A 23,622-nucleotide genomic window follows, 5' to 3' on the forward strand; every position below is an offset into this window, starting at 1 on the left:
GCCGCGGACTCCACCGCCTCGCCCGATGTGCTGTGTCATCATGGTGCGGTGGCACGCGGAGACGGAAAGCTCACCCATGACCTGCTCCCCGGGGAGAAGGGCCCGCAGGATTCCTGTGGGGTCTTCGGCGTCTTCGCCCCCGGCGAGGACGTCTCGAAACTGACCTACTACGGTCTGTACGCCCTGCAGCACCGGGGGCAGGAATCCGCCGGGATCGCGGCCTCCGACGGCTCGCAGATCCTGGTCTACAAGGACATGGGACTGGTTTCCCAGGTGTTCGACGAGGCGTCCCTCGAAGCCCTGCAGGGACACATCGCCATCGGACACACCCGCTACTCGACCACCGGCGGCTCCGTGTGGTCCAACGCTCAGCCCACCCTCGGTCCGCGCCCCGACGGCACCGTGGCGCTCGCCCACAACGGCAACCTCGTCAACACCGAGGAGCTGCTGGAGCTGGTCGAGCAGCGTCGCGGCACGCCCCGCTCCGGGGAGCTCGCCCGCGGAAACACCACCGACACCGCGCTGGTCACCGCGCTGCTCGACGCCGATGGTCCGCTCGAGGACTCGCTGCGCGAGATCATGCCGCGCCTGCATGGCGCCTACTGCTTCACCCTCATGAACGAGTCCACGCTCTATGCGGCGCGCGACCCGCAGGGGATCCGCCCCCTCGTGCTGGGCCGCCTCGAGCGCGGCTGGGTGGTGGCCTCCGAGACCGCCGCCCTGGACATCTGCGGCGCGAGCTTCGTGCGCGAGGTCGCCCCCGGCGAGATGATCGTCATCGACGAGCGCGGGCTGCGCTGCGAGCAGGTCATGGAGCCGCGGCCCAAGGGCTGCGTCTTCGAGTACGCCTACCTCGCCCGTCCCGACACCCGGATCGCCGGGCGCAGCGTCAATGAGGCGCGTGCCGAGATGGGCCGCCAGCTGGCCCGCGAGCACCCCGTGGACGCGGACCTGGTGATTCCCACCCCGGAATCCGGCACACCGGCCGCGATCGGCTACGCCCAGGAGTCCGGCATCCCCTACGGCCAGGGCATGGTCAAGAACGCCTATGTCGGCCGCACCTTCATCCAGCCCAGCCAGACCATCCGCCAGCTCGGCATCCGGTTGAAGCTCAATCCCCTGCGGGAGGTCATCGAGGGCAAGCGCCTGGTGGTCGTCGATGACTCGATCGTGCGCGGCAACACCCAGCGCGCCGTGGTCCGGATGCTCCGCGAGGCCGGCGCCGCCGAGGTCCACGTGCGGATCTCCTCGCCGCCGGTGCGCTGGCCCTGCTTCTACGGCATCGACTTCGCCTCCCGGGCCGAGCTGATCGCCAACGGGCTGGGCATCGAAGAGATCGCACGGTCCCTGGGAGCGGACTCGCTCGGCTACATCTCCGAGGAGGGCATGGTCGCGGCCACCGAGCAGCCCGCCGACACCCTGTGCACCGCCTGCTTCTCCGGGACGTACCCGGTCTCGCTGCCCGACCCCGTCGCCCGCGCCCAGGGGATCGTCACGTCGGACGACCATGAAGCCATCGCCGTCGGGAAGGACTCATGAACACCACGGACCCCAGCGCCCCCGCGATCACCTACGCCGATTCCGGGGTCGACACCGCCGCGGGGGACCGCGCCGTCGAGCTCATGAAGGAGGCCGTGGCCGCGACCCACGGCCCGCAGGTGCTCGGGGGGATCGGTGCCTTCGCCGGGCTCGTCGACGTCAGCGCGCTGAAGGACTACCGACGCCCCTTGCTGGCCTCGTCCACCGACGGCGTCGGCACCAAGATCGCGATCGCCCGGGAGATGGACACCCATGACACGATCGGCCGCGACCTCGTCGGCATGGTCGTCGACGACATCGTCGTGGTCGGGGCGGCGCCGCTGGCCATGACCGACTACATCGCCTGCGGCGCCGTGGTGCCCGAGCGGATCGCCGACATCGTCCGCGGGATCGCCGAGGGCTGCCGGCTCGCCGACTGCGCGCTGGTGGGCGGTGAGACCGCGGAGCATCCCGGGCTGATGGCCGCGGAGGACTACGACGTGGCCGGTGCCGCCGTCGGCGTCGTCGAGGCCGATCAGCTGCTGGGACCGGACCGTGTCCGCCGCGGCGACGTGGTGATCGGGATGGACGCCTCCGGTCTGCACTCCAACGGCTACTCGCTGGTGCGGGCCGTGCTGGCCGCGCAGGGCCTGTCGCTGGAGGCCCACATCGATGCCTTCGGCCGCAGCCTCGGCGAGGAGCTGCTGGAGCCCACGCGCATCTACACCGCCGACCTGCTGGCCGTCCTCGCGGACCCGCGGACCGCCGGCGCCGTGCACGCGCTCAGCCACGTCACCGGCGGCGGCCTCGGGGCGAACCTCGCCCGCGTCATGCCCCGGGGCCTGGCGGCACGCGTCGACCGCGGCAGCTGGGAGCCCGGCGCGGTGTTCTCGCAGATCGCCCGCTGGGGCTCGGTGCCGCAGCTCGACCTGGAGGGCACGCTGAACATGGGGATCGGCATGGTCGCCCTGGTCGGTGCCGAGCAGGCCGACGCGACCCTCGCGGTGCTGTCCGAGCAGGGCCTGGGCGCCCGGGTGATCGGCGAGGTCGTCGCCGAGGACCGGCTGCCCGAGCCGGGCACCCCGTCCGAGCACGTCATCGCGGGCGCCAAGGGCGTCGACGGCGGAGCGGTCCTGCTCGCCGGTCAGCACCCGGGCTGGGCCTGAGGCGTCATGACCCCCGACAGGGAACGAGGGCCGACCCATCGGGTCAGCCCTCGTTCCTGGTCACGGTTCCTGTATGCGTCGGATGTGCGTCGGACGGTCCGCCATCCGCTGTGGTGCGTGCGTCCCGCCATCGGCTCGTCCGTTCCCGGAGGTCGCGTGCGCGGGTCGTCGGTGGACCTCAGCGCCGGTGCGCCGACGGTGCGTTCTCGTCCGCCCAGTCGTCGCTGTCCTCGGTCCGATCGTCGCCGTCCGCGGAGCTCTCGCCCCGCTGGGACTGCAGCTCACGCTGCAGCGCCGACAGGTCCGTCGGCGGGCTGTAGTACTTGAGGTCCCGTGCCACCTTGGTGTGCTTGGCTTTCTGTCGGCCGCGACCCATGGATCTGACCCCCTGTGCGTCGGCTGCCGGGCTTCTTGTCGACCCGGAAGATGGCAGTGTGTCGGAACCTGATCGTACATGCATGCCCTGGCTTCCGGCGAACCGCGAGGGGCCGGACGTGCTCGACATCCCTTCCGGGCCGTCGCGGCGCGCTGATGATACCGTCCAGAAACTTGGCCGGAAGCAGAGGTATGATCTACCTGCACACGATCCTCTACCGACTACTCTGGGGTAGGCGGTGGAACCGGGGCCGCCGTCACCGGACTCGTCAGGTCGGCGCGGCCCGCGGACGAATCCGGCCCGGAGCTTGTCGCACTGTCCGCCCGCTGTACCGCTCGAAAGGCCCCTTGCATGAACACTGGACCCACGGAGCGCCCGCATGAACCCGGTGACCCCGATGCGGAGCTGATGACTCCCGCTCAGGTCGCCAAGATGTTCCATGTCGACCCCAAGACCGTCACGCGCTGGGCCCAGGCAGGCAAGCTCTCCTACATGCGCACGCTGGGCGGCCATCGCCGCTACCGTCGTGACGAGGTGGTCGATCTGCTGCGGGACAGCACCGAGGACGCGTGATCGAGGACCCGGTCCTCGGCGCCGGGTACACGGTCCGTCGGCTCGATCTGGGGGCCGACGGCGAGGGGCCGCTGGTCGCCTCCCTCGTGCATCGCGAGCCGACCGACCATCAGGCACGTCGGGCCCGAGAGACCGTCGACCGTGACGAGAAGCCCCCGATCCTGGTCATGCACGGCTGGTCGGACTACGTCTTCGACCGGGCGCTGCTGGAACATCTCGGCAGAGCCGGGCACGATGTCTGGGGCCTGGACCTGCGCAAGTACGGGCGCAGTCTGCTGCCGGACCAGACCCCCACCTCCGTCGACCATCTCAGCCGCTACGACCGGGAGATCGGGACGGCGCTGCGGATCATCGGGGCGGATCGCCCCCCGGTGCTGCTGGCCCACTCGGCCGGCGGGCTCACCGCAGCGCTGTGGGCGCAGCGTCGGCCCGGCACGGTCCGTGCGCTCGCCCTGAACTCGCCGTGGCTGGAGATGCATCTCGGATCGGGCGTGCGCACCCTCGCGCAAGCCCCCGTGCGACTGCTGGCCGAGCATCTGCGCGCACGCCCGATCCTGCCGGCGGGCTCCTCGCACTACGCCCGCGCCCTCCATCGTGATTTCGGGGGGATGTACGACTACGACCTGGCGCTCAAGCCTGCTCACGGCCACCGTTTTCCCGCGGAGACCCTGGCCGCCGTGCTCGACGGCCAGACCCGGCTGCGTGCCGCGGGGCCGCTGCCGATCCCGGTGCTCGTGATGCACTCGGCCCGCAGCCGGTTCGGGGCGTCCTTCCGCGAGGAGATGCGACGTGCCGATTCCGTACTGGACGTGCACGCCCTCGCCAGGGCCGCTCGGCGTCTGGGGCCCGATGTGCGCATCGAGCCGATCGACGGCGCCCGCCACGACGTGTTCCTCTCCGATGCGGACGCACGGGCCCGTGCGATCGGGATCCTGGACGACTGGTTGGAGACGCTCGCACCGTGAACGCCTACGATGAGGGCGCCCGGCGCCGGTGCGCTCGAGAGTGCGAACGGCCCCGGGACCAGCCAGAAGGAGATGCCGGATGACCTCGGACCCGCGCCAGCTGAGGGAGCACGCCACGGCTCTCCGCCGCGGTGCCGACCGACTCACCCTGCTGCGTCTGCGGCTGGCCAACACGATCGCGGACGTCACCCGCTCCGAGGGCGCGGCCACCCGACGGCTCGGGGAGCAGGTCCGCCAGCGGTGGACGGATCAGCAGCACCTCGAGCTGGGACGCATCGCGGCCGGCCTGCGGGCCGGCGCCAAGCAGCTGGATGGGATCGCGACCACCGGGGAGCGCACCAGCGGCCGGCGGCTCGGAGGGTACGAGGGCGCCGGGTTCCTGGGTCGCGGCGACGACGCCCACCGCCACGTGGGCGAGGTCGCGGAGTTCGTGGGCACCGCCCGCGGTGCCAGCATCGGCGGTTTCCCGCTCCGGCCGGCGGCCGACGAGGGACTGCTCACCCACCCCTCGCACGCCCTCGGCATCGACACCCCGGCCTATGACGAGGACGCCGACGAGGAGTGACCTCGCCGGGCGGGCAGCGTGGCCGAGACGGCGATGCTGATCGCCCCCGCCAGCAACGGCACCACCAGAGTCGCCACCAGCATCAGCATCATCGCCGCCGCGGCTTCGGCCGCCGCGACCCCGAGCCCGACCAGCGCCGCGGCCAGGACCGTCTCGGAGATGCCGGCCCCACCCGGGGTCACCGGCACCAGGGACAGCACCCGACCGAGCGCGAACACGGCCACCGTCAGCAGCAGCGGCACCTCGGCGCCGACCGCCTCGATCGCCAGCAGCAGCGCCACCCACTGCGCGGCCCGCGCCGCCAGCGTGGGCAGCAGCAGCGCCGCCGCCCGCCGACGCAACAGCAGGATCAGGGCATCTCGCTGGGCCAGGATCACGGCCGCGTACCGGGACGGGATCAGCTCCCCGAACCGCCGGAGCAGACGCGTGAGCACCCGGCGGCGCAGGACGATCACGGTCAGCGCCAGGGCGAGCACCGCGCCGAGGACCGCGACCAGCCCCGCCCACAGGGCACCGGGCAGGGAGACCCCCGTCGGGGCCAGCCACGAAGAGAGGGCGTAGGCGCCCAGTCCCAGCAGCGGGACCAGGATCGAGGTGATCACCATCTCGACCAGCGAGGCGGCGATGATCCCCGTGACGATCACGACCACCGTGATCCCCGACCGGCGCAGGATCCACCCCAGCAGGCCGAGGCCGAGCACCGACCCGCCCGGCAGCGCCAGTCCCATGCCCGCCGACGCCGTCTGCCCGAGCAGCGCCGAGGGATACCGGGCGCCGTCCACGGCAGTGCGCACGGTCAGCGCCTCCAGCGCCAGGGCGAGCAGTCCGAGCAGGGCGACCGCGATCGGGGCCCAGGCGGGGACCGCGGCCAGCGCGGCGCCGATCTGCGCCCAGTTCACGCCGACCACCCAGGGCAGCCCCCAGACGAGCACCGCGACCACCAGCAGCAGCGAGAGCACACCGGTGACGATCTTGCCGGGCGAGACCGTCGGGCGGTGCTCGAGGTCCAGATCCGACGGCACCCAGGCGGGCCCCAGCCCGGCGGTGGGCTCGGGAGCAGGTGTGTCGGGAGAGCCGTCGGGAGCCGCTGACATGCGGCGATTCTCGCACGTCGCAGGCAGATCCCACTCAGGTCCCGCCCCGTATCGTGGAGGCATGTCCTTCGTGATCTCACTCCTCGTCGTCCTGCACCTGCTCTGCTGGGCCATCAGCCTCGGCCTGTGGGTGGCCGCCCTGCGCACCAAGCAGCCCGACCGGGCCATGGCGCACGCCGCCGGCGGGGCCCTGGTGCTGGGCGTCATCATGATGGGTCTGTCGATGGCCACCGGCACCGACGCGCACCTGTGGTTCACCCTGAAGCTGGTGATCGCCCTGGTCGTGACCGCCTTCTCCTATGTGGCGATCAACCGCCGCGAGGAGACCCCCGCGATCATCTGGTACGGCATCCCGACCGCGATCGCGGTGAACGTGGTCATCGCGGTCTTCGGGATCGGGCGCTGACCCGACCGGGACCACCGGAGCGGCGGGTCGCTCCGTCCTCCACCACGACCTCTCGTCCACACGGGGCCTGCCGGAACTCGCGCCGTCGGGCCCCGTGCCTATCCTGGGGACCTCATGAGTTCACTCTTCGACGACCTCTCCCTGCCCGATGCCTTCCGCCGCCTCGACGGTGTGACGGTCGCGCCATCGACCTCCGCGGCCACCGACGGGAGCGCGGGACAGGAGCAGCGGCATCCGGCACCGCAGGACGCATCCGCCGGGGAGGGGCCGTCCTGGGAGGAGCCACCCCTGGAGGAGGAGCCACCGCCGGAGGAGGAACCACCGCCGGAGGACGAGCCGCCGTTCGAGGACGAGCGGCCGGTCGGGGACGAACCGCCGCCGGCGGCGATCCCCGCGGCGCCGGCGGAGTTCGAGCAGATCCCGCATCCGGCCGACCGCGCCCGATCCGTCGGAGCCCGCCACGACGCGTTCGCCGTCGACCCCGCCATCCTGACCGAGCTCACCGACGGGTTGAACCCGGCCCAGCGCGAGGCCGTCGAGCACCGCGGCAGCCCGCTGCTGATCGTCGCCGGCGCCGGCTCCGGGAAGACCCGCGTGCTCACCCGGCGCATCGCGCACCTGCTGCGCGCCCGGGAGGCCCTGCCCGGTGAGATCCTCGCGATCACCTTCACCAACAAGGCCGCCGCCGAGATGCGCGAACGGGTCCAGGAGCTGGTGGGGCCGGTCGCCCGCAGCATGTGGGTCTCCACCTTCCACAGCGCCTGCGTGCGGATCCTGCGTCGGGACGCCCAGACCGTCGGCCTCAAGTCCACCTTCACGATCTACGACAGCGCCGACTCCCTGCGGCTGATCACCACGATCGCCAAGGACCTCGAGCTCGACACCAAGAAGCACGCCCCGAGGGCCCTGGCCTCGCGCATCTCCTCGCTGAAGAACGACCTCACGGACCCGATCGACTTCGCCGACGAGGCCGAGAGCGCGAAGAACCCCTTCGAGCGGACGCTGGCGCGGATCTACACGAACTACACCGAGCGGCTGCGCCAGGCCAATGCGGTGGACTTCGACGACCTCATCGCCCTGACCGTGACCCTGCTGCGGGAGAACCCGGCGATCCGCGAGAGCTACCGCCGCCGGTTCCGCCACCTCCTGGTCGACGAGTACCAGGACACCAACATCGCGCAGTACCAGCTGGTGCGGGAGCTGGTGGGGGAGGACCCCCGCGCAGACCTCACCGTGGTGGGTGACTCCGACCAGTCGATCTACGCCTTCCGCGGGGCCACGATCCGCAACATCGTCGAGTTCGAGAAGGACTTCCCCTCGGCGCGCACCATCGTGCTGGAGCAGAACTACCGCTCCACCCAGAACATCCTCACCGCGGCCAATGCGGTGATCGAGGAGAACGAGGGCCGGCGCAAGAAGAACCTGTGGACCGACCAGGGTGAGGGCGAGCGGATCACCCTGTACGTCGCCGACGACGAGCAGGCCGAGGCCCGCTACATCGGTCGCCAGATCGATGCCCTGGTCGACGACGGCCGCAGCGCCGGGGACATCGCGATCTTCTACCGCGCCAACGCGCAGTCCCGGGCCCTGGAGGACCAGCTGATCCGGGTGGGGCTGCCCTACCGGGTCGTCGGCGGGACCCGCTTCTACGAGCGGCGCGAGATCAAGGACGCCATGGCGTACCTGCGCGTCCTGGCCAACCCGGCCGACGAGATCAATCTGCGGCGCATCCTCAACGTGCCCAAGCGCGGGATCGGCGACCGGGCCGAGGCCGCGATCGCGATGCTGGCCGAGCGAGAACGGATCAGTTTCGGTCAGGCGCTGCGGCGAGCCGAGGAGGCGCCGGGGATCGCCACCCGCTCCCTGAACGCGGTGCGCAGCTTCGTCGCGATGCTCGAGGACCTCCAGGAGATGGCCTCCCGCGGAGACGGCCCCGCCGAGCTGGTCGAGGCGATCCTGCAGCGCTCGGGCTACTACGCCGAGCTGCAGGGCAGCGAGGACCCCCAGGACGAGTCGCGCCTGGAGAACCTCGCCGAGCTGATCAGCGTGGCCGCCGAGTTCGAGGCCGAGACCGAGGCGGCCGACGCCGCCGCCAGCGAGTTCGAGGAGGCCGACGAGGACGAGACGGCGACCGGCGACCGGGCCGGGGCCAACGAGGGAGAGGCCGACGGGGGCGAGCCCGCGGCGACGACGGCCGCGCCCGAGGCGGCGGGGACGTCCGAAGCGCCCCGGCTCGCCGCGGCCGCCGCGGCGGACGAGACTCCCGCGGCGGGCGAGACCACGTCGTCCGACGACGCTCCTGTGACCGGTGCCGTCCCCGAGGCGATCGGGGCCGACATCGACCCCGAGGCCGCGCTGAGCGCCCCCGACGACCCCGCGGCCTCGCTCCTGGATCGCTTCCTGGAGAAGGTCTCCCTGGTGGCCGACGCCGACCAGCTGCCCGGCGGGGAGGACCAGTTCGTCACCCTGATGACCCTGCACACGGCCAAGGGCCTGGAGTTCCCGGTCGTCTTCCTCACCGGCATGGAGGACGGCACCTTCCCGCACAACCGCACCCTGTCGGACCCCGACGATCTGCAGGAGGAGCGACGCCTGGCCTACGTGGGCATCACCCGCTCCCGCGAGCGGCTCTACCTCACCCGCGCCCAGATGCGCACCACCTGGGGCCAGTCGCAGTTCATGCCCGGAAGCCGCTTCCTCGACGAGATCCCCGAGGACGTGCTCGACGTGGCACGGGCCGGCTCCACTCTCGGCGGCGCGGGCTTCGGCGGTATCGGCGCGGGCGGATACGGCTCCGTCAGCCATGGCGGCGGCAACCGCTCCGGCGGCGGGCGCGGACCCTCCTTCAGCGGCGGGATCGGCGGGGGACGCAGCGACGTGAAGCGGCCCAGCTTCGGCTCGGGGCGCCAGCCCGTCTCCGCCGCGGCGATGCCCCAGCTGAGCGTCGGCGACCGCGTCACGCACGACTCCTTCGGCATGGGCTCGGTCACCGAGGTCTCCGGACAGGGGGAGAAGACGCAGGTCGAGGTGCAGTTCAAGCCGCCGAACGGGACCAAGCGGCTGCTGCTGCGCTATGCGCCGCTGACGAAGCTCTGAGCACGAGGATCTAGGGTCGAGGCACGACCAGCTCCACCTCGATGCCCTCCACGGTCTCGCCGTACCAGGCCGTGTGATCGGTGCCTCCGGCATGCGGGTAGGACTCGGAGAACAGCTCGCGCCACCCGTGCTGGGCGGCGTTCGCGCGGATCTCATCGAGCACAGCGCGGTCCGGTGAGATCAGAGCCAGGTGATTCATCCCTGGTGCACGGCGCTCCGCGTGATCGCCGATGACATCGGGGGACTGCTCGAGCACCAGGTAGGCGTCGTCGCCGTGGCGCCAGATCCGACCGGCCTCCCACCCCTCGACGCGCTCCGCGACCCATCCCAAGCTGCTCAGCAACCAGTGCCAGGCGGGCGCGGCCTCGGCCAGGTCGGCGGTCCACAGCTCCAGATGGTGCAGTCCTGCAGGCGGCCTGCGGGGTGCCGAGGGACGGGAAAGGCTCATGCGGGGAGTGTACGGCGCAGGAGGTGATGAGGACCGCGCCCCACGGGCTGCGCCACCGGGTGTCCGGCCCTATCGGGTCACCTCGATCAGGGCCCGCGGGCAGGCCGTGACGGGGACAGGTCACGGGTATGCGGCGGCTCTCAGGACGCGGGGTCGTCCTCGCCCGTCTCCGTGTCGCGGTGGCGGAAGCGGGAGTACATGCCCGTCGCGAAGCTGATCACGACGATCACCAGGACGGCGATGACCACGGCCGAGAACGGGATCTGGAGACCCGCTGCCGCGAGCACCAGCCAGATCGCGAGCAGGGACAGGCCGATCAGGATCGCATCGCGCAGGGAGCGCAGGATCCGCGGGACGATCGCGGCGGAGCGCACCCGACGCTCGGCGACCGTGTAGTACGCGGCGGCGCCCTTGCTCAGGGCATCGGTGTCGATCTGGCGTCGCGGCGAGGAGGTCCGACGCGATTCGTCGTCGGCGCTCTGCTCGCCGCTCGGACGCCGGTCACGGCTCACCGTCCGCTCGCGGGTCGGCGTGTGCACGTGGCTCGCCGGTCGCTCGTGGCTCGGGCCGCGGTCCCCATCCCGTCGCGGCTCGCGGTCGCGGGGGTCGTCACGTCGCTCGTCCGATGTGGAGTCTCCCTCGTCCTCCCGTCCGGCGTCCACGGCGCGGCCGGCGGCGCGGGCATAGTCGCCGGCTCGCGAGCCGGCCCGCTTCGCGGCGTCGCGCGCCCCGGGGGCCTGCTTGCGGGCCGTGTTCCGTGCGGCCTTCGCGTATGTCTTCCAGTCAGCCATGGCGTCTCCTCGCCTCAGCGATCGTCGCCGGGACGGTCGTCCTCGCGCCAGCGGATGTCCCCGCCGCCCCGCGGCGCGGTCCGGGGTCGCGGATTCCGGGAGCGGTGGTCGTTGTAGTAGGAGAGCCCCACGTTCAGCGCGAGGGTGATCCCCACCGACAGCAGGAAGCCCGCGAAGGTCGAGCGCACCCCCAGCAGACGCAGCACCACGAACAGCACGCCGATCGCGATGACGCTGAAGCCGAGGTGCTCGCGCACACGGCGGGCGAGACTGCGGGATCGTCGGCTCATCCGTCCATGCTATCGGTCGGATCTGAACGCCCGATCCGGTGGGAGGCGGTTTCCTCGCTCGACGTGAGACTGCGCGCACCCTGGCCGCTGCGGTGTGGTGAGCACTGCAGAAGCGATACGCTGAGCGCGTTCCCAGGGGTGGCATCGTGGCCGCTGTGGCCTGCCGCCCTCTGCCGATATCGAGAGGAATGCACCCCGTGGACCTGTATGAGTACCAGGCCCGCGATCTCTTCGAGAAGCACGGCGTGCCCGTGCTCGGAGGAGTCGTCGCGGAGGATCCTGCCACTGCCAAGGCTGCCGCCCAGCAGCTCGGCACCCCGGTCGTCGTCGTCAAGGCCCAGGTGAAGACCGGTGGCCGCGGCAAGGCCGGTGGCGTGAAGATCGCCAAGTCCCCCGAGGAGGCGGAGCAGAAGGCCTCCGAGATCCTCGGGATGGACATCAAGGGCCACACCGTGCATCGCGTCATGGTCGCCGCCGGCGCCGACATCGCCGAGGAGTACTACTTCTCGCTGCTGCTGGACCGTGCGAACCGCAACTACCTGGCGATGTGCTCCGTCGAGGGCGGCGTGGAGATCGAGCAGCTCGCCGTCGAGCGGCCCGAGGCCCTCGCCCGCGTGGCCGTCGACCCCAATGTCGGCATCGACGAGGCCAAGGCCGCCGAGATCGTGCAGGCTGCGAACTTCGACGAGGAGACCGCGCACAAGGTCGCTCCCGTGCTGATCAAGCTGTGGGACGCCTACCGCGAGGAGGACGCCTCGCTGGTCGAGGTCAACCCGCTGGTCAAGACCGGTGACGGCGAGATCATCGCCCTGGACGGCAAGATCACCATCGACGAGAACGCGGCCTTCCGTCACGAGGACCACGCGTCCCTGGTCGATACCGCCTCCGAGGATCCGCTGGAGACCAAGGCCAAGGCCCTGGACCTCAACTACGTCAAGCTCGACGGCGAGGTCGGCATCATCGGCAACGGCGCGGGCCTGGTCATGTCCACGCTCGACGTGGTCGCCTACGCGGGCGAGCAGCACGGCGTCAAGCCCGCCAACTTCCTCGACATCGGCGGCGGCGCCTCCGCCGAGGTGATGGCCAACGGCCTCGACGTGATCCTCGGCGACGAGCAGGTCGCCGCCGTGTTCGTCAACGTCTTCGGCGGCATCACCGCCTGCGACGCCGTGGCCAACGGCATCGTCGGCGCCCTGAAGAAGCTCGGCGACGCTGCGACCAAGCCGCTCGTGGTCCGTCTCGACGGCAACAACGTCGAGGAGGGTCGCCAGATCCTCGCGGACTTCGCGCACCCTCTCGTCACCCAGGCCGACACCATGGACGGCGGCGCCGCGAAGGTCGCCGAGCTCGCCGCCGCAGGAAAGTGAGCAGCACCCGAGATGTCTATCTTCCTTGATGCCAACAGCAAGGTCATCGTCCAGGGCATGACGGGCTCGGAGGGCATGAAGCACTCCCAGCGCATGCTCGACTCCGGCACGAACGTCGTCGGCGGCGTGAACCCCCGCAAGGCCGGCCAGTCCGTCTCCTTCGACGGCGGCCACGACGTGCCCGTCTTCGGATCCGTCGCGGAGGCCATGGAGGCCACCGGTGCGAACGTCTCGGTGGTCTTCGTGCCGCCGAAGTTCGCCAAGAGCGCGGCGGTCGAGGCGATCGACGCCGCGATCGAGCTCCTGGTGATCATCACCGAGGGGATCCCGGCCAAGGACGCCGCCGAGTTCTTCAACTACGCCCAGTCCAAGGGCACCACCCGCATCATCGGGCCCAACTGCCCCGGTGTGATCACCCCCGGTGTCTCCAACGCGGGCATAACGCCCTCGAACATCACCGGCACCGGCAAGCTGGGCCTGGTCTCCAAGTCCGGCACGCTGACCTACCAGATGATGTACGAGCTGGCCGACATCGGTTTCACCACCGCCATCGGCATCGGCGGCGACCCGGTCATCGGCACCACGCACATCGACGCGCTCGAGGCGTTCGAGAACGACCCCGAGACCGTCGGCGTCGTGATGATCGGCGAGATCGGCGGAGACGCCGAGGAGCGCGCGGCCGCGTACATCAAGGACAACATGTCCAAGCCGGTCGTCGGCTACGTCGCGGGCTTCACCGCCCCCGAGGGCAAGACGATGGGCCACGCCGGCGCCATCGTCTCCGGCTCCGCGGGCACCGCCCAGGCGAAGAAGGAGGCCCTCGAGGCCGCCGGCGTCAAGGTCGGCAAGACCCCGACCGAGACCGCCGACCTCATGCGCGAGATCGTCAAGGCCCAGGCCTGATCGATTCCTCGCCGGGGTGAGGCCGGCCGCGAGGCCGGTTCACCCGCAGGCAGTGCCCCGGACCCCACGCGGGTCCGGGGCACTGCGTGGTCCGCAGGGTCGTGTGCCGCGCGAGGACAGGCCGATCTCCTTCGCGCGGAGGAGGCGGCGGATGGTTCGTTCCGCGAGGATCGCCCCATGAGCACTCGCGCCGCAGATTCCCACGCCACCGCGTCGGTCTCCGACACCGGGCGGGAGATCGGGACCGATCGTCCCGTCGTGATCGTTCCGCTGATCGGTGTCTTCGTGCTCGCGATCGCGGTGGGCGCGGCGCGTCGGTCGGGCGACTAAGCTATCGGGAGCCTGCCGTGCGCCCGACCTAGGAGGGGACCCCGTGACCGGAGATCTCATCGACACCACCGAGATGTATCTGAAGACGGTGTTCGAGCTCCACGAAGCGGGCATCGCGCCGATGCGCGCGCGGATCGCGGAGCGCCTGGGTCATTCCGGACCGACGGTCTCCCAGACCGTCGCCCGCATGGAGCGCGACGGCCTGCTCCATCTGGACGACCAGCGACGCATCCGCCTGACCGAGAAGGGCCACGGGGTCGCCACGGACGTGATGCGCAAGCATCGTCTGGCCGAGCGTCACCTGCTGGACGTGATCGGTCTGGACTACGCCCTCGTCCACGAGGAGGCCTGCCGCTGGGAGCACGTCATGAGCCTCGAGGTCGAGCAGCGGCTCGCGGAGAAGCTCGAGCCGCCCTTCGTCGACCCCTACGGCAACCCGATCCCCGGGCTGTCCGCCCTCGGGATCACCGAGACCCACGCCACCGAGGACGGTAAAGGAACGGCCAATCCGCCCCGCGAGCTGATCGACGTCCTGCAGGACGGTCAGACGGCTCGGGTCCAGCTGCGTCGCATCGGGGAGAGAGTCCAGAGCGACGTCCAGCTCCTGGGAGAACTCGCACGTCAGGGCATTGTTCCGCAGGCGGAACTGGACGCCGAACGGCTCGGGGGCTCCCTCGTGCTGCGCGGCCCGGCCGGCGGTGAAGTGGCCGTCTCCGAGGTCGTGGCAGGTCAGCTCCATGTGACACTGCTCGCCGCCGGGTAAAGGCTCCGTCAAGCTCTTCCCCAGAGCTTTCTGTCGCCCTGACTGCGGGGGGTCCCAGCGCCTAGGCTCGAACCCGTGCCGAGGCGTCCTGCTCTCGGCATTCCGCCTGGAGAGCCCCACCGCGCACCAGGACCGGAGATGGAGCACACGCATCGCGCGGGGGCAGACGCCCGGGGGCCGGGAGCCACAACGTGTCGAAGACTGTGAACAACACTCACCGCCGCGCCATGCGCACGGTGACCCCTGCCGTCCGTGCCGGACGCGCCACCGCCGGAGCCGCCATGGCCGCCGCGATGCTGTTCGGCGGCGCCGCCGCCGCGACCGCCGAGCCGTCCGATCCGCAGGCCGATGCCCCGGCCGCGCCGCAGGCCGACGCCCCTTCCACCGTGATCGCCCCCGTCGCCGCCCCCGCGGTCGGCCTCCCCGCCGTCGAGACCGGAGACGACGCCGAGGAGCCCTCCTTCGCCCCCGCCGCCACCAGCATCTCCGTCGAGGTCGGCCCCACCGAGGAAGAGATCGCCGCCGCCGAGGCCGCTGCTGAGGAGGCCGCCGCCCAGGAAGCCGCTGAGCAGGAGGCCGCCGAGCAGGCAGCCGCTCAGGACGAGCAGGACCAGCAGGCGACCGAGACCCGCGAGGACGACGACTCGAGCCGTTCGAACGAGCGCTCCGAGCCCGAGGAATCCGAGGGCCAGAGCTCCGAGGGGCAGAGCTCCGAGGGCGAGAGCTCCGAGGGGCAGAGCTCCGATTCCTCCGGCGATTCCGGCGAGCAGCAGTCCTCGTCGGCCCCCTCCGCCGCCAAGGGCGGCTCGATCCTCGCCACCGCACGTTCCGGCATCGGCACTCCCTACGTCTTCGGCGGCACCTCGCCCTCGGGCTGGGACTGCTCCGGCTTCGTCCAGTGGGTCTACGGCCAGCACGGCATCGACCTGCCGCGCGGCGCCAACGCGCAGGGTGCTTCCGGCACGGTCATCCCGCGCTCCCAGGCCCAGCCCGGCGACCTCGTCTTCAAGCCCGGTCACATCGGCATCTACGCGGGCAACGGTCAGTTCGTCGACGCCGGCAACCCGCGTGTGGACACCTCCGAGCGCGACATCTACTCCGGCAGCTGGACCTTCGTCCGCGTCGGCTGACACGCCTCGCACTTGCTGCGGCCCCGTTCCACCTCGGTGGGACGGGGCCGTTCCCGTTCTCGCGCCGGCTGGGGCGTGCGGCATCCGCTGGGGCCGGCGGCATCCGCTGGGGCCCGCGGCGTCCGCTGGGGCCGGCGATGCGGACCGGGAGCCGGGGGAGCCCGCTGAGAACCTTCCCGGACGGCGCCCGGTACCGTGGGGCCGGTGTCCACCGTCCGAGATCTCCTCGCCGTCCTGCTGCTGATCGCCGCCACCGTGCTCGCCAGCCTCTGGCTGCCCGCCGTCTGGCTGCAGTCACATGTCGTGGACCGGAGCGGGTTCCTGGAGATCACCCAGCCTCTCGCGGATGACCCTGCGTTCCAGCGCACCCTGACCGACGGGGCCGTGGAGACGATCCTCAGCGACGAGAACATGCCGGAATGGATCTCCGACCCGCTGACGCCGATCGCTCAGGAGCAGGCCGCCCGGGCCACCGACACCGAGGTCTACACCACCGTATGGGATGCCGCGATGATCGAACTGCACGGAGCGCTGTTCTCCCCGGGCACCTCCGAGCTCGAGGTCGACCTCGCCCCGGTGATCGACGCGCTGCTGACCGGCGTCGAGGACCAGGTGCCCCTCCTGGATGTCCCGCGACCGGACTCCGCCGCCGTCACGATCGCCACCATCCCCGACGTCCCGCTGCTCACCCACGCCACGATCCTGGACCCCTGGGCGCAGCGGGCCGGCCCGATCGCGCTGGGCCTGGCGGTGCTGGCCCTGCTGATCGCCCGTCGCCGTCGGGGAATGCTGATGACGGCGGGTCTGGGCACCATGATCGCCGGCCTCGCCACCTGGGCCCTCGCCCAGCGGATCACGGACCTGGTGCCGGACCGGGTCGATCAGGCGGCCTTCCTCGGGCCCATCGTGCAGGCCTTCGAGCAGCGCTTCACAGGCGACGTGACGCCGCAGGGCGTCATCCTGCTCGGGGTGGGCGCCCTGGTCGCGGCCACCGGACTCGTGCTGATCGGACTGCGCCGACACGGCTGAGAGCGCCCGCCTCCGGCACCTGCTGTGCCCGGCACCCGTCCGCGCCCGGCGACCGAGCACTGTGCACGGCTGCCGCGAGGGAAGGGTCTCAGCCCAGGCCGAGCTGGGTGAACGCTCGTGAGACCCCGTGCTGGGCCGGTCCGTGGACCTCGAGCTCCGCCGCCGCCCGGACCTCGGCGGGGGCGCCGGCGATCGCGATCGCCGTCCCGGCCTCCCGCAGCATGCCCAGATCGTTCATCCCGTCACCGATGGCGATGGTGGAGTCCCGGTCCATTCCCAGATGTGCTCTCACCCGGTGCATCCCGTCGGCCTTGTCCACCGCCAGCAGGTGCAGCTCCCCGGAGGAGAGGTCGTCGGTCGTGATCGAGCTGGGCAGCGCCCCGACCTCGGGCCCGCACTCGGCCGCGAGCTGCTCGATCGGTGCCCGTGAGTCCCACAGCGAGATCTTCGCGAAGGAGCAGTCGGCCAGGTCCTCGCGCACGCGGACGGCGGCGATGATGTCCCGGGGGCCCTGTCCGATCCCCTCGGCCGCCTCCTCCGGCACGGGGCGCATCCGGGCGCGGATCCGCTCGGCGGAGGCCGGGGTGCACCACAGCGCGTCGGGCGCCTCGAGGGCGAAGGCGACGTCATGGGCGCGCAGCACCTCGACGGTGCGGTGGCCCAGCGCGGCGGGGAAGCGCTCGTCGTGCAGCACCTGATCGCCGAGGCGGACGTATCCGCCCGCGGAGGCGATCACCCCATCGAACAGCGCCGCGACCTCGGGCACCACGATCGAGACCGGGCGCCCGGTGCACAGCAGGACCACGTGCCCGGCCGCCCGGGCGCGCTGGACGGCCTCGGCGTGCTCGCGCGGGACCACGCCCTGCTCGGCGAGGGTGCCGTCGAAGTCGATGAACACGCAGCGGCGGTCGGCCACAGGGGTCTCCTCGGAGAGGTCGGGATGAGGCCGTCCAGCTTAATCGTTGCTCCCGTGCGCCATGGCCCGTGCCCATGCTGCACAGGACGCCGCACGACTGAGCGCCCACCACCGGCGCCGTCAGCGCCGGCGGTGCGTGCTGATCAGTACGGAGACGGTGACCTCGGACATCGAGGAGTCTTGCTCGGCGAGCGACCGGGCGAGGGTCTCCTGAGGGACGTGACGGGCGCTCGGGGTCATCGCCACCAGGTCCCGCGCCCGTGCCTCGTCCAGCGGCAGCTCATAGGTCAGCTCGCGCGTCGCGGTCGTGTCGAAGAACGGCTCGAGCGCCCCGTGCAGGCGCTCCTCCTTGCGCGGATCCATCGACACCATGCCCGGGATCGCCTCCCGCAGCTCGGCGAGATGATCGGCCCCCGGACGCGCGACCACCAGGGCCCCGGACGGCCTGAGCACCCGGGCGAACTCGGCGGGATGACGCGGGGCGAACACGTCGACCAGCAGGTCGATCGAGTCATCGGCGAGCGGGAACGGCGCGAAGACATCCCCGGAGCATGCGGCCGCCCGGTCGTGGGCGCGGGCGGCGAAGCGCAGGGAGCGCGCCGAGGTGTCGACTCCGAGCCCCCGGGCTCCCTCGAAGCGGTCCAGGAGCCCCGCGAGGTAATAGCCGGGGCCGCACCCCATGTCCAGGACGGTCGGAGCGGCGCCGCTCGGGTCCGGGCCGGCCGACGGGCTCTGCACGGCGGGGACGGACGGACCGGGCGAGCGCGACGTGCGCGGCGGCTCCGTGACGGCCAGGGACGGGACGGCGGCTTCCGCGAGCTCGGCGATCGCCGCGAGCAGCGGGGCATAGGCTCCGCTGCCCAGGAAGCGCTCCCGGGCCCGGGCCATCTCGTCGTCGTCCCCGCTCCTGGCCCCGCCGCCGCCCAGCATCGAGGCGTACCCGGCCCGGGCGATGTCGAAGGTGTGCCGCTGCGAGCAGTGCAGGCTCCGATCGCGCACCGTCAGCTGTGCGCCGCAGGTGGGACAGCGCAGGATGTCGAGGGCGTCGAGCAGGGCAGCGGGGACGGCAGAGGGCACGACGGCAGGATATCCGTGCCGGCCCGCTCGGGTGCTCACGCGCTCCCGTCGCCCGGTGCCCGCTCCCAGGCGTCGCGGTCGTGGGCGGTCAGGATGCGGACGCCCCCGTCGGCCGCGAGGGCGGACAGGGCCCGCTGCGTGCGCCGCAGCGCCGCCGTGTCGTGGGCGAGCAGTCCTTGGCGGAGGTGCACGTCGGGCCGGGTGTCGCCCGGGCGCAGCGAGGCCGCGGAATGCGCGGCGTCCCCGGCGTGCAGCAGCCACCCGTCCTCGACGGGGACGGCGACCCCCGCGTGCCCGGCGGTGTGGCCCGGCAGCGGCACCAGCAGCAGTCCCGGGGCGACCTCGGCGAGCTCGAGCACGCCCGCCACTCCGTGCCAGCGACCGTCGCCGGGCGGATGTCCGACGACCTCGGGCCGGTGGGCCCACTGGGCGGGACGGTAGCGCAGGGACTCCCGCAGGCCGCGACGGCGGAGGACCGCGACGTGCTCCATCGCCGTCAGGTGCACGCGGGCGGAGGGGAAGTCGCCGATTCCGCCGGCGTGGTCGAGATCGGCGTGGGTGAGGACGATATCGGTGACCGCCGCCGGATCGTGGCCCAGCGCGCGGACATGCGCGGACGCCGTCTCCTCCTCCCGCAGCGCTGCCCCGAGCACATGCCGCATCGGCCCCAGCCGGCGCGGATCACGGACGTCGGCGCTCCCGAAACCGGCATCGACCAGCACCAGGCGCGCATCGGCCTCCAGCAGCAGCACGTGGCACACCATCGCGGCACCCCCGGGGTGCAGGGTCCCGCAGTTCAGGTGGTGGATGCGCATGGCGGTCCCGGTCCGGCGCTCAGCTCAGCATTCCGCTCAGCACTCAGCCCTGCCCCACGTACTGCGCCAGGTGCGTCCCGGTCAGGGTCGAGGCGTCGGCGACCAGCTGGGACGGCGTCCCCTCGAACACGACCCGGCCGCCGTCGACACCGGCCCCGGGCCCGAGATCGATGATCCAGTCCGCATGGGCCATGACGGCCTGATGATGCTCGATGACGATCACCGTCCGGCCGGAGTCCACCAGGCGATCCAGCAGGGCCAGGAGAGTGTCGATGTCGGCCAGGTGCAGGCCCGTCGTCGGCTCGTCGAGCACCAGGACCCCGCCCGTGTCGCCCATGCGGGTGGCGAGCTTGAGCCGCTGCCGCTCGCCGCCGGACAGCGTGGCCAGTCCCTGGCCGATGGTCAGATATCCCAGGCCGACCTCCTCCAGGTGGCGCAGGATCTTCGCGGCCGCGGGGACCTTCGCCGCCGGGGAGGTCAGCAGCGTCAGCGCCTCCTCGACGGACATCTCCAGCACGTCGGCGATGTTCGCCCCGCCGAGGGTGTACTCCAGCACCGAGGCCTGGAACCGCCTGCCCTCGCACTCCTCGCAGGGGGTCGTGACGGTCTCCATGAAGCCGAGCTCGGTGAAGATCATCCCGGCGCCCCTGCACACCGGGCAGGCTCCCTCGGAGTTGCTGGAGAACAGCGCGGGCTTCACCCCGTTGGCCTTCGCGAAGGCCTTGCGGATCGGCTCCAGCAGGCCCGTGTAGGTCGCGGGGTTGGAACGGCGCGAGCCCCGGATCGCTCCTTGATCGACCACGGTGACCTCGGCGCCGCGGGGCAGTGAGCCGTGCACCAGAGAGCTCTTGCCGGAGCCGGCCACCCCGGTGATCACGGTGAGCACGCCCAGCGGCACGTCCACGTCCACGTCGCGCAGGTTGTGCTGGTCGGCGCCGCGGATCTCGAGGGCACCGGTCGGCTCGCGCACCTCGTCCTTCACCGTGGCGCGGCGGTCGAGATGGCGCCCCGTGAGGGTGTCGGAAGCCCGCAGACCCATCACATCCCCCTCGTACTGCAGGTCCCCGCCGTGCACGCCGGCGCGCGGGCCGAGGTCGACGACGTGGTCGGCGATGGCGATCGATTCGGGCTTGTGCTCGACCACCAGCACCGTGTTGCCCTTGTCCCGCAGGGCCAGCAGCAGCTGGTTCATGGTCGCGATGTCGTGCGGGTGCAGCCCGATGGTGGGCTCGTCGAACACATAGGTGATATCGGTCAGCGCCGAGCCGAGGTGCCGGATCATCTTGGTGCGCTGGGATTCGCCGCCGGAGAGCGTGCCGGAGGAGCGGTCCAGGGAGAGATAGCCCAGTCCGATCGTCACGAAGGAATCCAGCAGGGCCGAGAGGTTGCCCAGCAGCGGGGCGACCGTCGGCCCCGTGTGCCGGGCGCGCAGCGCCTGCACCCAGGCGGCCAGGTCGGTGATCTGCAGGGAGCTGGCGTCGGCGATCGAGACGCCGTCGATCCGCGCGCCGCGGGCGTGCTCCGCCAGCCGCGTCCCCTCGCACTCCGGGCAGACGATGAACTTCACGGCCCGGTCCACGAACGCCCGCACGTGCGGCTGCATCGCGTCGCGGTCCTTGGACAGCATCGACTTCTGGATCTTCGGGATCAGACCCTCGTAGGTCATGTTCACCCCGTCGATCTTCACCTTCGTGGGCTCCTTGTACAGGAAGTCGTGCAGCTGACGCTTCGTGAAGGACCGGATCGGCCGGTCCGAGGGGAAGAAGCCGGAGGCGGCGAACTGCTTCTGGTACCAGCCCCCGGCGGCGTAGTTCGGGATCGTGAACGGGCCCTCGTCCAGCGACTTGTCCTCGTCGTACAGCTCGGTGAGATCCACGTCGGAGACCTCGCCCATCCCCTCGCAGCGCGGGCACATGCCGCCCACCCGGGAGAAGGTGGTCTTCTCGGCGATGGTCTTCGCGCCCTTCTGCACGGTCATCGCCCCGGACGCGGTGACGCTGGGGACGTTGAAGGAGTACGCGCCGGGCCCGCCGACGTGCGGCTCGGCGAGCTTGGAGAACAGGGTGCGCAGGTAGGAGCCCGCGTCGGTGACGGTCCCGACGGTGGAGCGCATGTTGGCCCCCATCCGTTCCTGGTCGACGATGATCGCGGGGGTCAGCCCCTGCAGCTCGTCGACGTCGGGGCGGGCGAGCGAGGGCATGAAGCCCTGGACGAACGAGCTGTAGGTCTCGTTGATCATCCGCTGGGACTCGGCGGCGATGGTCCCGAACACCAGCGAGCTCTTCCCGGAGCCGGAGACCCCGGTGAACACGCTCAGACGGCGCTTGGGCAGGTCGAGGGAGATGTCGCGGAGATTGTTCTCCCGGGCGCCGCGCACCCGGATCACGTCATGGGCGTCGGCAGGGCGGTGGTCGGCGGCGGCGGGAGTCATCGATCCTCCAGGGGCTCGGCCTGCGGGCGACCGGATCGGACGCTGCGATCATCGATCCTAGTACCGGCCCCCGCATCCCTGTCTCGGCGTCGTGATACCGGAGCCCCGGTCCGGCACCGGGCGGATAGCCTGGAGCGGTGACCGACGAGACGCATTTCGACATCGCCCTGATCGGCTCCGGCTCCGCGAACTCCTTCCCGGGGCCCGAGTTCGCGGGCCGCTCCATCGTGCAGATCGACCGTGGGGTGGGTCCCGACCACGTGTTCGGGGGGACCTGCCTGAACCTCGGCTGCATCCCCACGAAGATGTTCGTGCACACCGCGAACCTCGCCGCGACCCCCTCCGAGGCCGGCCGCTTCGGGCTGACCGAGCAGCTGCGCCACGTCGACTGGCCCGCGATCCGCGACCGCATCTTCGGGCGCATCGACCCGATCACCGCCGGCGGCGAGGTGTATCGCCGCGACCACTCGGACAACGCGAACCTCACCCTGCTGCGGGGCACCGCGACCTTCACCGGAGCGAAGACCCTGCGCGTGCAGGAGTCGGACGGCGCCGAGCGCACCCTGAGCGCCGACACCATCGTCCTCGGCGCCGGCTCCCGGCCGACGCTGCCGCCGATCGCCGGTCTCGCCGAGTCGGCCCCGCACACCTCGGACACGATCATGCGGATCGACCGCCTGCCCTCCTCGCTCGCGATCCTCGGTTCCGGTGTGATCGCCGTCGAGATGGCGCACGTGTTCGCCTCCCTCGGCGTGGAGGTCACGCTCATCGCCCGCTCCGAGCGGGTGCTGCGCACGGCCGACGCCGACATCTCGGCACGGCTGACCGAGATCCTCGGCGACCGGCTGCACCTGGAGACCCGCCTGTCGACCGCCTCGGTGCGCCGCACCGCCGGCGGGGTCGAGCTGCGCGGCACGCGCGACGGCGAGGAGGTCGTGCTGTGCGCCGAGGAGCTGCTCGTCGCGACGGGGCGTCGCCCCAACTCCGACCTGCTGGGCGTCTCCGCCGCCGGCATCGACACCACCGAGGACGGCCGTGTCGCGGTCGACGCCCACCAGCGGGTGCTCGCAGGCGGCGAGGTCCTCGAGGGCCTCTGGGCCCTGGGCGACCTCTCCAGCGACCACCAGCTCAAGCACGTCGCCAACCACGAACAGCGCATCGTGCGGCACAACATCCTGCATCCCGAGCAGCTGCGCCGTTCCGACACGATGCCGATCCCCAGCGGTGTGTTCACCCACCCGCAGGTGGCCTGGGTCGGGATGGACGAGGAGGCGGCCCGCCGCAGCGGCCGCGACATCACCGTCGCCGTCCAGGAGTACGCCTCGATCGCCTACGGCTGGGCGATGGAGGACACCACCGGTTTCGTGAAGCTCATCGCCGATGCCGGGACCACCGAGATCCTCGGCGCCCACCTCATCGGCCCCGAGGCCACCACCCTGGTGCAGCTGATGATCCAGGCGATGAGCACCGGGCAGACCGCCCGGGACATCGCCACCGCCCAGTACTGGATCCACCCGGCGATGCCGGAGCTGATCGAGAACGCCCTGCTCCAGCTGGTGGACTGACTCCCCGG

General features: G+C 71.6%; 23 protein-coding genes. 14 read left to right on the forward strand and 9 right to left on the reverse strand.

What is annotated here, in order from left to right:
* The first annotated feature begins 48 nt into the window (after positions 1–48).
* Complete coding sequence (gene purF / locus JOF44_RS17820) at positions 49–1,539, forward strand: amidophosphoribosyltransferase (RefSeq protein ID WP_209894670.1); 1,491 nt, start codon at positions 49–51, stop codon at positions 1,537–1,539.
* Positions 1,536–2,684 carry a phosphoribosylformylglycinamidine cyclo-ligase gene (gene purM / locus JOF44_RS17825; protein WP_209894673.1) on the forward strand — a complete coding sequence of 383 codons (1,149 nt, stop codon included), beginning with the start codon at positions 1,536–1,538 and terminating at the stop codon, positions 2,682–2,684. The genes purF and purM overlap by 4 nt, the downstream gene beginning before the upstream one ends.
* A gap of 178 nt (positions 2,685–2,862) precedes the next feature.
* Here the strand turns inward: purM and JOF44_RS17830 are convergent, their stop codons facing one another.
* Entirely contained in the window at positions 2,863–3,060 is a 198-nt protein-coding gene (locus JOF44_RS17830) for a DUF3073 domain-containing protein (RefSeq protein ID WP_209894675.1), read from the reverse strand.
* A gap of 351 nt (positions 3,061–3,411) precedes the next feature.
* Here JOF44_RS17830 and JOF44_RS17835 point away from each other — a divergent pair, with 351 nt between their 5' ends.
* The 3 genes from JOF44_RS17835 (at position 3,412) to JOF44_RS17845 (ending at position 5,163) form a co-directional block, all read left to right on the forward strand.
* On the forward strand, positions 3,412–3,633 hold the full coding sequence (locus JOF44_RS17835; RefSeq protein ID WP_209894678.1) for a BldC family transcriptional regulator: 222 nt from the start codon (positions 3,412–3,414) through the stop codon (positions 3,631–3,633).
* Complete coding sequence (locus JOF44_RS17840) at positions 3,630–4,598, forward strand: alpha/beta hydrolase (protein WP_209894681.1); 969 nt, start codon at positions 3,630–3,632, stop codon at positions 4,596–4,598. The genes JOF44_RS17835 and JOF44_RS17840 overlap by 4 nt, the downstream gene beginning before the upstream one ends.
* A gap of 79 nt (positions 4,599–4,677) precedes the next feature.
* Entirely contained in the window at positions 4,678–5,163 is a 486-nt protein-coding gene (locus tag JOF44_RS17845) for a hypothetical protein (RefSeq protein WP_209894684.1), read from the forward strand.
* Here JOF44_RS17845 and JOF44_RS17850 read toward each other — a convergent pair.
* Positions 5,136–6,257, reverse strand: a complete 1,122-nt coding sequence (locus tag JOF44_RS17850; protein WP_209894687.1) for a lysylphosphatidylglycerol synthase domain-containing protein — start codon at positions 6,255–6,257, stop codon at positions 5,136–5,138. The two genes, JOF44_RS17845 and JOF44_RS17850, sit on opposite strands and share 28 nt — an antisense overlap.
* Before the next feature lie 61 nt (positions 6,258–6,318).
* Here JOF44_RS17850 and JOF44_RS17855 point away from each other — a divergent pair, with 61 nt between their 5' ends.
* Positions 6,319–6,663: a hypothetical protein gene (locus JOF44_RS17855; protein ID WP_209894690.1), complete on the forward strand. Its 345-nt coding sequence runs from the start codon at positions 6,319–6,321 to the stop codon at positions 6,661–6,663.
* A 114-nt stretch (positions 6,664–6,777) separates the two neighbouring features.
* A complete protein-coding gene (locus JOF44_RS17860) occupies positions 6,778–9,759 on the forward strand; it encodes a UvrD-helicase domain-containing protein (RefSeq protein ID WP_209894693.1) in 2,982 nt (993 codons plus the stop codon).
* 10 nt (positions 9,760–9,769) lie between these two features.
* On the opposite strand, the gene JOF44_RS17865 is transcribed toward JOF44_RS17860, so the two are convergent.
* From JOF44_RS17865 to JOF44_RS17875, 3 genes are all read right to left on the reverse strand, one after another.
* Positions 9,770–10,207 carry a VOC family protein gene (locus JOF44_RS17865; protein WP_209894696.1) on the reverse strand — a complete coding sequence of 146 codons (438 nt, stop codon included), beginning with the start codon at positions 10,205–10,207 and terminating at the stop codon, positions 9,770–9,772.
* 140 nt (positions 10,208–10,347) lie between these two features.
* Positions 10,348–10,998, reverse strand: coding sequence for a hypothetical protein (locus JOF44_RS17870; RefSeq protein ID WP_209894699.1), 651 nt, complete (start codon positions 10,996–10,998; stop codon positions 10,348–10,350).
* Positions 10,999–11,012: 14 nt separating this feature from the next.
* Positions 11,013–11,288 carry a hypothetical protein gene (locus JOF44_RS17875; RefSeq protein ID WP_209894701.1) on the reverse strand — a complete coding sequence of 92 codons (276 nt, stop codon included), beginning with the start codon at positions 11,286–11,288 and terminating at the stop codon, positions 11,013–11,015.
* A 197-nt stretch (positions 11,289–11,485) separates the two neighbouring features.
* Between JOF44_RS17875 and sucC the strand changes: the two genes are divergently transcribed.
* From sucC to JOF44_RS17905, 6 genes are all read left to right on the forward strand, one after another.
* Positions 11,486–12,655: an ADP-forming succinate--CoA ligase subunit beta gene (gene sucC / locus JOF44_RS17880; RefSeq protein WP_209894704.1), complete on the forward strand. Its 1,170-nt coding sequence runs from the start codon at positions 11,486–11,488 to the stop codon at positions 12,653–12,655.
* Between the two features lie 12 nt (positions 12,656–12,667).
* A complete protein-coding gene (gene sucD / locus JOF44_RS17885; RefSeq protein WP_209894706.1) occupies positions 12,668–13,558 on the forward strand; it encodes a succinate--CoA ligase subunit alpha in 891 nt (296 codons plus the stop codon).
* A gap of 177 nt (positions 13,559–13,735) precedes the next feature.
* Positions 13,736–13,888: a hypothetical protein gene (locus tag JOF44_RS17890; protein WP_209894709.1), complete on the forward strand. Its 153-nt coding sequence runs from the start codon at positions 13,736–13,738 to the stop codon at positions 13,886–13,888.
* 43 nt (positions 13,889–13,931) lie between these two features.
* On the forward strand, positions 13,932–14,651 hold the full coding sequence (locus JOF44_RS17895; RefSeq protein ID WP_209894712.1) for a metal-dependent transcriptional regulator: 720 nt from the start codon (positions 13,932–13,934) through the stop codon (positions 14,649–14,651).
* Positions 14,652–14,842: 191 nt separating this feature from the next.
* A complete protein-coding gene (locus JOF44_RS21045) occupies positions 14,843–15,781 on the forward strand; it encodes a C40 family peptidase (RefSeq protein WP_209894715.1) in 939 nt (312 codons plus the stop codon).
* Positions 15,782–15,985: 204 nt separating this feature from the next.
* Complete coding sequence (locus JOF44_RS17905; RefSeq protein WP_209894717.1) at positions 15,986–16,810, forward strand: hypothetical protein; 825 nt, start codon at positions 15,986–15,988, stop codon at positions 16,808–16,810.
* A gap of 88 nt (positions 16,811–16,898) precedes the next feature.
* Here the strand turns inward: JOF44_RS17905 and JOF44_RS17910 are convergent, their stop codons facing one another.
* From JOF44_RS17910 to JOF44_RS17925, 4 genes are all read right to left on the reverse strand, one after another.
* Entirely contained in the window at positions 16,899–17,726 is an 828-nt protein-coding gene (locus tag JOF44_RS17910; RefSeq protein WP_209894719.1) for an HAD hydrolase family protein, read from the reverse strand.
* A 120-nt stretch (positions 17,727–17,846) separates the two neighbouring features.
* Positions 17,847–18,803, reverse strand: a complete 957-nt coding sequence (locus tag JOF44_RS17915) for a putative RNA methyltransferase (RefSeq protein WP_209894721.1) — start codon at positions 18,801–18,803, stop codon at positions 17,847–17,849.
* 35 nt (positions 18,804–18,838) lie between these two features.
* A complete protein-coding gene (locus JOF44_RS17920) occupies positions 18,839–19,618 on the reverse strand; it encodes an MBL fold metallo-hydrolase (protein WP_209894723.1) in 780 nt (259 codons plus the stop codon).
* A 43-nt stretch (positions 19,619–19,661) separates the two neighbouring features.
* Complete coding sequence (locus JOF44_RS17925) at positions 19,662–22,049, reverse strand: ATP-binding cassette domain-containing protein (RefSeq protein ID WP_209894725.1); 2,388 nt, start codon at positions 22,047–22,049, stop codon at positions 19,662–19,664.
* Positions 22,050–22,186: 137 nt separating this feature from the next.
* Between JOF44_RS17925 and JOF44_RS17930 the strand changes: the two genes are divergently transcribed.
* Entirely contained in the window at positions 22,187–23,614 is a 1,428-nt protein-coding gene (locus JOF44_RS17930) for a mycothione reductase (RefSeq protein ID WP_209894727.1), read from the forward strand.
* Positions 23,615–23,622: the final 8 nt, after the last annotated feature.

It is taken from the genome of Brachybacterium fresconis (genome assembly GCF_017876515.1).
Taxonomy (GTDB): domain Bacteria; phylum Actinomycetota; class Actinomycetes; order Actinomycetales; family Dermabacteraceae; genus Brachybacterium; species Brachybacterium fresconis.

Coding starts and splice junctions, on each gene's coding strand:
- JOF44_RS17875 (WP_209894701.1), bottom strand. CDS start 11,288: ATGAGCCGACGATCCCGCAGTCTCGCCCGCCGTGTGCGCGAGCACCTC.
- JOF44_RS17860 (WP_209894693.1), top strand. CDS start 6,778: ATGAGTTCACTCTTCGACGACCTCTCCCTGCCCGATGCCTTCCGCCGC.
- JOF44_RS17870 (WP_209894699.1), bottom strand. CDS start 10,998: ATGGCTGACTGGAAGACATACGCGAAGGCCGCACGGAACACGGCCCGC.
- JOF44_RS17920 (WP_209894723.1), bottom strand. CDS start 19,618: ATGCGCATCCACCACCTGAACTGCGGGACCCTGCACCCCGGGGGTGCC.
- JOF44_RS17925 (WP_209894725.1), bottom strand. CDS start 22,049: ATGACTCCCGCCGCCGCCGACCACCGCCCTGCCGACGCCCATGACGTG.
- JOF44_RS17855 (WP_209894690.1), top strand. CDS start 6,319: ATGTCCTTCGTGATCTCACTCCTCGTCGTCCTGCACCTGCTCTGCTGG.
- sucD (WP_209894706.1), top strand. CDS start 12,668: ATGTCTATCTTCCTTGATGCCAACAGCAAGGTCATCGTCCAGGGCATG.
- purM (WP_209894673.1), top strand. CDS start 1,536: ATGAACACCACGGACCCCAGCGCCCCCGCGATCACCTACGCCGATTCC.
- JOF44_RS17865 (WP_209894696.1), bottom strand. CDS start 10,207: ATGAGCCTTTCCCGTCCCTCGGCACCCCGCAGGCCGCCTGCAGGACTG.
- JOF44_RS17845 (WP_209894684.1), top strand. CDS start 4,678: ATGACCTCGGACCCGCGCCAGCTGAGGGAGCACGCCACGGCTCTCCGC.
- JOF44_RS17835 (WP_209894678.1), top strand. CDS start 3,412: ATGAACACTGGACCCACGGAGCGCCCGCATGAACCCGGTGACCCCGAT.
- JOF44_RS17890 (WP_209894709.1), top strand. CDS start 13,736: ATGAGCACTCGCGCCGCAGATTCCCACGCCACCGCGTCGGTCTCCGAC.
- JOF44_RS17850 (WP_209894687.1), bottom strand. CDS start 6,257: ATGTCAGCGGCTCCCGACGGCTCTCCCGACACACCTGCTCCCGAGCCC.
- JOF44_RS17830 (WP_209894675.1), bottom strand. CDS start 3,060: ATGGGTCGCGGCCGACAGAAAGCCAAGCACACCAAGGTGGCACGGGAC.